Origin of the sequence: Aeromicrobium sp. (genome assembly GCF_025965075.1) — a bacterium.
Taxonomy (GTDB): domain Bacteria; phylum Actinomycetota; class Actinomycetes; order Propionibacteriales; family Nocardioidaceae; genus Aeromicrobium.
In genome coordinates, this window is sequence record NZ_JAOPXQ010000184.1 from 1 (window position 1) to 8,017 (window position 8,017).

The window sequence follows — 8,017 nt, forward strand, 5'->3', positions numbered from 1 at the left end:
CGATGACGTCGGCCCGGCCCGGGTGCATGAACGGCAGCGCCCGCCGGTCGGCGACTGACATCTGCACCAGCGACAGGCAGGCCCCGCTGACGTCCTCGAGCGCGAGCCGTGCCCCGTGGATGACGGAGGAGTCGTACGACGGCAGGGCCAGCGAGTGCGCGGCGACGGTCGTGACGGTGCCCGCGACGCCGACGATCGCGCTGACCGGGCGGATCTGGGAGACGACAGGGGTCAGCACCTTGTCGAGGTGGTCCATGCAGGCCGTCACCTCGTTGACCGGGGCGGGGTCACCGGCCAGGAACCGCTCGGTCAACCGGACCGAGCCGATGTCGAGCGACACCGACCACTCGATCTCCTCGCCCGTGCCGACGACGATCTCGGTCGACCCGCCGCCGATGTCGAGGACGAGCGTGCGGTCCTGGTCGAGGCCGCGGGTCGCTCCGAGGAACGACGCGCGGGCTTCGTCGAGACCCGCGAGGACCACCGGGCGTACGCCCAGGATCTCCTCGACCGCGTCCTCGAGGTCCGCGCCGTTGTCGGCGTCACGCATCGCCGAGGTGGCGCAGAACCGGACGTCGGTGACGCCGAACATCGCGATCAGCTCGGCGTACTCCCGGGTGGCACTCAACGTGCGATCGATCGCCGCCCTGGAGAGATGACCGGTCTCGTCAACACCGGCGCCCAGCCTGACGATGCGCATCTCACGAAGCAGATCGGTCTTGTCGTCAGCGTCGATGTCGCTGATCAGGAGTCGGATCGAGTTGGTGCCGCAGTCGATCGCCGCGACGCGGGCAGGGTGCTCGGGCATGCGTCGAGGGTATCGGCGTGGTCATCGCGGCGCTTCCGGCACCTCCGCCGGGGAGTCATCGATCATGGTCTGCTCGTCGAACGGGACGTCGCCGGACAGGACGCTGTCGAGTCGCTCACGGTCCAGCGTCCCGGTCCAGTGCCCCACCAGGACCGTCGCGATGCTGTTGCCGGCGAAGTTGGTCAGCGCCCGCGCCTCCGACATGAACCGGTCGATGCCGACGATGAGGCCGACCCCGTCGACCAGGTCGGGGCGGTGCGAGTTGAGCCCGCCGGCGAGGGTCGCCAGCCCGGCGCCCGTGACGCCGGCGGCACCCTTCGACGCGATGATCATGAACAGGAGCAGCGAGATCTGCTGGCCCAGCGAGAACGGCTTGTCCATCGCGTCGGCGATGAACAGCGACGCCATCGTCAGGTAGATCGCCGTCCCGTCGAGGTTGAACGAGTAGCCGGTCGGGATCACGACGCCGACGGTGGACTGGTCCACCCCGGCGTGCTCCATCTTGGCGATGACCCGCGGGAGGGCGGACTCCGACGAGGACGTCGACAGGATCAGCAGGAACTCCCGGCCGAGGTACTTGAACAGGGAGAACACGTTGACCCCGGTGACGACCCGCAGCAGCGTGCCGAGGATGACGAAGACGAACAGGAAGCACGTGACGTAGAAGCCGATCATGACGGTCAGCAGGCCCTTGAGCGCGTCCCAGCCCGTCGCCCCGACGACGGCGGCCATCGCGCCGAACGCGCCGACTGGGGCGAGCCACATGATCATCGACAGGATTCGGAAGACGAGCTTCTGCACGTGCGCGATGCCGGTCAGCACCGGCTGTCCGGCCGGTCCCATCTTCTGCAGTGCGAAGCCGACCAGCAGGGCGACCAGCAACGTCTGCAGGACCTGGCCCGACGTCAGCGCGGACAGGAGGGTCTCGGGGATGATGTTGAGGAAGAACTGCCAGCCGCTCTCGCTTGCGCCGACCTGCTTGGCGCCGGCCTTGGCGAGCTCCTCGTCGAGGTTGAGGCCCTCCCCCGGCTTGAGGATGTTGCCGACGACCAGACCGATCGCGAGGGCGAACGTCGACATCGTGACGAAGTAGCCGAGGGCCAGGCCACCGACCTTCCCGACCTGCGCCGCGCTGGCGATCGAGCCGACGCCCAGCACGATGGTGCAGAAGATGACCGGCGAGATCATCATCTTGATGAGCTTGACGAACAGCTCACCCAGCGGCGCCAGCTTCTCGGCGAAGTCCGGGGCGGCGAAGCCCAGCGCGATGCCCGCGAACACCGCCACGATCACCGCGATGTAGAGGTAGTGGGTGCGGTCCCGGGGGACCTTCGGTGCGGTGGTGGTGGACATGCGACCTCCCGAGACATGACAGGGGTCACAGCCCCCGAGTGCCTCCATCGTCACCCCGGAAGCCGTCCCCCGCACCCCGCGTCAGTCGTCGGCGACGGGCTCGACCCAGTCCGCGCCGCAGGAGTTGCCGTTCCACCAGGCGCCCAGCAGCTCGAGCGCCTCGTCGCCCAGCGGGTTGACCCCCGGGCCCTTCGCGAGCGAGTGGCCGACCAGCACGTGCAGGCACTTGACCCGGGTCGGCATGCCGCCGGCGGTGATCTTGTCGATCTCCTCGACGTGGCCGATGGCTTCTCGTTCCGCAAGGTACGACTCATGTGCGAGCTGATAGGCCCCCGCAAGTTCTGGGTCTTGGAGAATCCTTGCACTCATCTCCCGCATCAGCCCGGACGCCTCGAGCGTCCCGATCTCGCCGGCGAGGCGCGGACAGGTCAGGTAGTACATCGTCGGGAACGGGGTACCGTCGTCGAGCCGCGGCTCGGTCTTGACCACGTTGGGGTGGCCCGAGGGGCACCGCGACATGATCTCGAGGATCCCGCGCGGCGGCCGGCCGAGCTGGCCGGCGACGGCGTCGAGATCGGCCTGCGCCACCTGGTTCACCATGTCTTCACTGGTCCTTCAGCACCTTGTCGGGGTCGGGGGTCGTGGTGGGCTCGGAGCTCGGCTCCTTGCCGGACTCCTTGACGCTGCCCCACAGCTTGTCGTACCAGGCCGGGGCCTTGGCGGTCGCCGGCGAGTCGAGGGTCGGCACGTCGCCGCCCTGCACCTTGCCGTCGCTGCCGATGACCCGATAGCCCACCTCGCCGGGCAGGACCCAGCCGAACCGTTCCTTGGCCTGCTGCTTGACGTACGCCGGGTCGTCGAACCGCTGCCGCTGGTCCTTGAGCTCGGCGATCTGCCGGTCCGTCGTGGCGATCTGCGCCTTGGTCGTCTGGATGTCCGCCCGCTGCTCCCACCACGCGTGCAGCGTCGAGGTGTAGGCCGTGATCAAGAGCAGGACGACACCCAGGAGCACGATGGCCCGCCCCGTCAGCCGGGGCGCCGAGCCGGCGGTCGCGGCCACCTTGGCCCTGGCCGTCGCGGTCGTCCTGGCCCGGGTGGTCGTGCGTCCACCCCGCTGCCCGGAGGGGCCCCGCTGGTGGGGCCGCCGTCCGGGTCCACGGGATGAACGTGCTGCCATGCGTCAGACGACCAGCCGCGGGAAGGCGAACGCGCCGGCGTAGGTCGCCGCCGAGCCGAGCAGCTCCTCGATGCGCAGGAGCTGGTTGTACTTCGCGACGCGGTCCGAGCGGGCCGGGGCGCCGGTCTTGATCTGGCCACAGTTGGTCGCAACCGCGAGGTCGGCGATCGTGGTGTCCTCGGTCTCACCGGAGCGGTGGCTCATCATGCAGGCGAAGCCGTGGCGGTGCGCCAGCTCGACGGAGTCGAGGGTCTCGGTCAGCGAGCCGATCTGGTTGACCTTGACCAGCAGCGCGTTGGCGGCGCCCTCGCTGATGCCACGGGTCAGGCGCTCGACGTTGGTCACGAACAGGTCGTCGCCGACGATCTGCACGTCGTCGCCGATCGTCTGGGTCAACGTCGTCCAGCCGGCCCAGTCGTCCTCGTCCAGCGGGTCCTCGATCGAGACGATCGGGAAGTCGCGGGCCAGCTCGGCGTAGTACGCCGACATCTCCTCGGCGGACTTCTGCTGACCCTCGAACGCGTACGTGCCCGCCCCGGAATCAGACGCCGTGAAGAACTCCGACGCGGCGACGTCGAGCGCCATCGCGATGTCGGTGCCGACCGTCAGGCCGGCCTTCTCGACCGCGACGGCGATGAGCTCGAGCGCGGCACGGTTGGAGTCCAGGTTGGGGGCGAAGCCGCCCTCGTCACCAAGACCGGTCGAGAGGCCGCGCTCGTTGAGGACCGACTTGAGCGCGTGGTAGACCTCGGCGCCCTGCTGCAGCGCCTCGGAGAACGAGCCCGCGCCGATCGGCGCGATCATGAACTCCTGGATGTCGACGTTGGAGTCGGCGTGCGAGCCGCCGTTGAGGATGTTCATCATCGGGACCGGCAGCACGTGCGCGTTGGGTCCGCCGACGTAGCGGAACAGCGGCAGCTTGGCCGACTCGGCGGCGGCCTTGGCGGCGGCGAGCGAGACGCCGAGGATCGCGTTGGCGCCGAGCTTGGCCTTGTTGTGCGTGCCGTCCAGGTCGAGCATCGCCTGGTCGATCGCGCGCTGGTCGTCGGCCTCGAAGCCGACGAGGGCCTTGCCGATCGTGTCGTTGACGCCGGCGACGGCCTTCAGGACACCCTTGCCGAGGTAGCGCTTGCCACCGTCGCGCAGCTCGACGGCCTCGAACGCACCGGTCGAGGCACCGGAGGGCACGGCCGCCCGGCCGATCGTCCCGTCGTCGAGGGCGACCTCGACCTCGACCGTCGGGTTGCCCCGCGAATCCAGAATTTCCCGTGCCCCGACGGCGTCGATGCGTGCCAAGAGAGTGCTCCTCATAAGTGAAAGAACGTGCAGGGACAGCCTAGTGCTGCGACCCCGGCGCCCGGACCCGCCTCGCCCAAGCCCGCCGAGTGGCGCACTCCGACCCGCGACTGGCGCACGGTGGAGAAAATGAGACGGCGAGTCGTCCATAACTGCGCCACTCGCGGATGGGGGTGCGCCGGTCGTGGACGGGTCAGGTCAGGCCAGCAGCCTGACGGCCTGGCGCAGGGTCTCCTCGGCATCGACGCCCGCGGCCCGGGCCTCCACGACGAGGGCCAGCAGCCGGGAGCCGAGATCGTCACCGCTGGCATCCACGGCGCCGAGACGACCGACGACCTTGTCGGCGTAGGCCAGGGCGGGCAACGCCGCCGGTATGCCCTCGAGCGCCGACGTCCGCTGCTTCTCCGTGGCCTTGAGCCGCTCCCAGTTGGCGTCGACCTCCTCGGCGCTGGTGACCGTGGCGTCGGCGAAGACGTGGGGGTTGCGGTAGATCAGCTTCCCGGCGATCCCCGCGGCGACGTCGTCGATGTCCCAGCCCTCCTCCTCGGCGGCGATCCGGGCGTGGAAGACGATCTGCATCAGCAGGTCCCCCAGCTCCTCGCGGAGGTGGTCGCCGTCCCCGCTGTCGAGCGCCTCGAGGGTCTCGTGCGCCTCCTCGAGCAGGTAGTGGCTCAGGGTGTCGTGGGTCTGCTGCGCGGTCCACGGACACTCGCGACGCAGCCGGTCCATGACCTCGACGACGTCGAGCAGTGCCGAGCCCGGCAGGTCGTACGAGCCGAACACGACCTCGACGTCGGCGACCTGGGACTCGGACGACATCAGGTCGTCGGCCATGGTCCGCGCCCAGGCGGCGTCACCGGTCGGGGCGATCCACACGGCACCGGGCTCGTAGGCGGGCCCCGGCGCGATCTCCACCGGGATGCCGGAGGCGACGATCGCGCGGACGTGCGCGTCGTCCGCGGTGGCGCAGACCGTGGCGGCGGCCCGCAGGGCGTCCCACGCCGGGAGGGTCAGGATCCCCGGCGCGACCCGCGGGCTGAGGACGAGGATCTGCATCAGGAGCAGCGCTGCGTGTCCGGGAGGTCTGCGGCCGCCGGCGCCTCGACGTCGACGGGGCTCACCGACAGGGTGCCGGTCCCGGCGCGCGTCGTGCCTGCCGGCGACAGGCCGAGCCGCGGCGCGAATGTCACGTCGTGGCTCCGGAACGACTCCATGATCGCGGCCTGCCCGGCCTGGGCGAGCTGGGCGGCGTTCTCGTCGGTCTGCTGCTGGCCCGTCAGCTTCGCGGCCAGCGCGACCGCGATGGCCGCGTTCTCGCGGCTGTCCTCGATGACCTGGATCGCGGTGTCGACGTCGACACCGGGGAAGGCCTTCGCCACGTTGCTGCGGTCGCCGTCGGGCACCTCGTAGGCGGACGGCTCGACCGTGATGTCCTCCTCCGCGGCCAACCTGCGGGCGACCTGGATCGAGACCAGGCCGACCGCCGCGGCACGCCGCAGGTCCAGGTTGCTCACGGGCTCGCCCGCGCCCTGCGACGAGGACTGCCCGAGGTGGTCCAGGCAGTAGACCTCGGTCGTGTCGTCGAGCTGCTGCATCGAGATCGATCGACCGTCGACGACGGCGGCGTCCCCGGGATGGACGTTGCCGCAGGCCGCAAGGGTCAGGGCAGCGACGGCGAGGACCGCAGCGCGGGAGCGAGTGAGCATGGTCACAGGTTACCCAGTACGGGTCAGGCCCCGACGGTGTCCCTCGCGTTCTTGCCGCTCGTCCCGAGACGCGAGTGCTTGCGCCCGTAGACGAAGTAGACGACCAGCCCGAGCGCGAGCCACACGAGGAACCGGAGCCACGTCTCGATCGCCAGGTTGGACATCAGCGCGACGCAGGCGACGGCCGAGGTGATCGGCAGGATCGGGACCTGGGGGACGCGGAACGGGCGCTTCATGCGCGGGCGGGTGCGGCGCAGCACGACGACCGCTATCGACACGACGAGGAACGCGAACAGGGTGCCGATGCTGACCATCTCGGCGAGCGTGCCGAGCGGGATGAACGCGCCCAGGATCGCGACGGCCACCGACGTGACGATCGTGATCGTGGCGGGGGTGCGGAACTTCGGGTGCACCGCGCCGATCCTGGTCGGCAGCAGCCCGTCCCGGCACAGCGCGAAGCCGATCCGACCCATCGCGACGATGTCGACCAGGATCACCGAGGTGAGGCCGGCGATCGCGGCGATGTCGATCAGCACCCCGGCCCAGCCGAGCCCGACCTGGGAGAACGCGTCGGAGATCGGCGCACCCTCGCTGAGATCGGTGTAGTTGACCATGCCGGTCAGGACGAAGCACACCATGACGTACAGCAGGGTGCAGATCGCGAGCGTCCCGAGCAGGCCACGGGGCATGTCCTTGGCGGGGTCCTTGGTCTCCTCGCCGAGGTTGGCGACGGCCTCGAAGCCGCTGTAGGCGAAGAACACGACGGCGGCCGCGATCAGGACACCCGTGAAGCCGAACGCGGTCGCGTCCACGCCGGTGATCCACTGCCACAGCGGCTGCTCGAGCCCCGTGGTCTGCGACTTCGGGTCGAGCGGCTTCGACGGCGGGATGTAGGGGGTGATGTATTGCGCCTTGACGAAGAAGATGCCGAGCACGATGACGAACACGCAGACCGAGACCTTGACGACGACCAGCGCGTTCGTCACGAGCTTGGACTCACGGATGCCGATCGTCGCGATCGTCCCGATGATGGCGACGATCAGGACGGCGCCGAGGTTGACCGTCGAGTCCGTCTCGCCGAAGAACGCGTGCGGCAGGTCGAGCGCGTGCTGCAGGTAGCCCGACCACCCCCGGGCGACGACGGCCGCGCCGAGCGCGAACTCCAGGATCAGGTCCCACGCGATGATCCAGGCGAAGATCTCGCCGATCGTCGTGTACGCGTAGGTGTACGAGCTGCCGGCGGTCGGCACCGCGGCGGCGAGCTCGGCGTAGCAGATCGCCGCGAGCACCGCGACGACCCCGGCGATCAGGAACGAGATCACGATCGCCGGGCCGGCGTTGTCCTTGGCCTGCGTCCCGGTCAGCGTGAAGATGCCCGTGCCGATCACGATGCCGATGCCGAACCCCATGAGGTCCCACGACGTCAGCCGGCGGTCGAGCTTGGCGTGGTGGCCCTCCTCCGTCGGGTCGGCGTCGTTCTGGTGGATGACGTCGTCGACGTCCTTGGTCCGGACGAGCTGCCTGAGCGTTCCCCGAAGAGCCATGCAGAACAACGTAATCGTGTCGTTGCGCACCGCAACAGGTACGGAACCGCCGTGTCCGAGGTCTCAGGCGTCCGGCCCGCTCCCCTAGGCTGGCGGCATGATCCGTCAGCGGCTGGCCCGCGCCATCGTCCGC

General features: G+C 69.7%; 8 protein-coding genes. All 8 read right to left on the reverse strand.

Annotation, left to right across the window (positions count from 1 at the left end; genetic code table 11):
- Nucleotides 1–808, reverse strand: an 808-nt coding sequence (locus JWQ91_RS11155) for a Ppx/GppA phosphatase family protein (RefSeq protein WP_297783739.1), incomplete at its 3' end; no start/stop codon positions are given.
- A gap of 21 nt (nt 809–829) precedes the next feature.
- The gene (locus tag JWQ91_RS11160) at nt 830–2,161 is read right to left on the reverse strand and encodes a cation:dicarboxylase symporter family transporter (protein ID WP_297783742.1); all 1,332 of its coding nucleotides are present in this window, start codon (nt 2,159–2,161) and stop codon (nt 830–832) included.
- A gap of 81 nt (nt 2,162–2,242) precedes the next feature.
- A complete protein-coding gene (locus tag JWQ91_RS11165) occupies nt 2,243–2,761 on the reverse strand; it encodes a DUF501 domain-containing protein (RefSeq protein ID WP_297783744.1) in 519 nt (172 codons plus the stop codon).
- Nucleotides 2,762–2,765: 4 nt separating this feature from the next.
- The gene (locus JWQ91_RS11170; protein ID WP_297783746.1) at nt 2,766–3,221 is read right to left on the reverse strand and encodes a septum formation initiator family protein; all 456 of its coding nucleotides are present in this window, start codon (nt 3,219–3,221) and stop codon (nt 2,766–2,768) included.
- A 120-nt stretch (nt 3,222–3,341) separates the two neighbouring features.
- Nucleotides 3,342–4,634 (reverse strand): phosphopyruvate hydratase, encoded by a 1,293-nt coding sequence (gene eno, locus JWQ91_RS11175; RefSeq protein ID WP_297783747.1) that lies wholly within the window; start codon nt 4,632–4,634, stop codon nt 3,342–3,344.
- Nucleotides 4,635–4,832: 198 nt separating this feature from the next.
- Entirely contained in the window at nt 4,833–5,690 is an 858-nt protein-coding gene (locus JWQ91_RS11180; protein ID WP_297783750.1) for a MazG family protein, read from the reverse strand.
- Complete coding sequence (locus JWQ91_RS11185) at nt 5,690–6,340, reverse strand: hypothetical protein (RefSeq protein WP_297783753.1); 651 nt, start codon at nt 6,338–6,340, stop codon at nt 5,690–5,692. The genes JWQ91_RS11180 and JWQ91_RS11185 overlap by 1 nt, the downstream gene beginning before the upstream one ends.
- A 23-nt stretch (nt 6,341–6,363) precedes the next feature.
- Entirely contained in the window at nt 6,364–7,884 is a 1,521-nt protein-coding gene (locus JWQ91_RS11190; RefSeq protein ID WP_297783756.1) for an amino acid permease, read from the reverse strand.
- Nucleotides 7,885–8,017 lie beyond the last annotated feature (133 nt).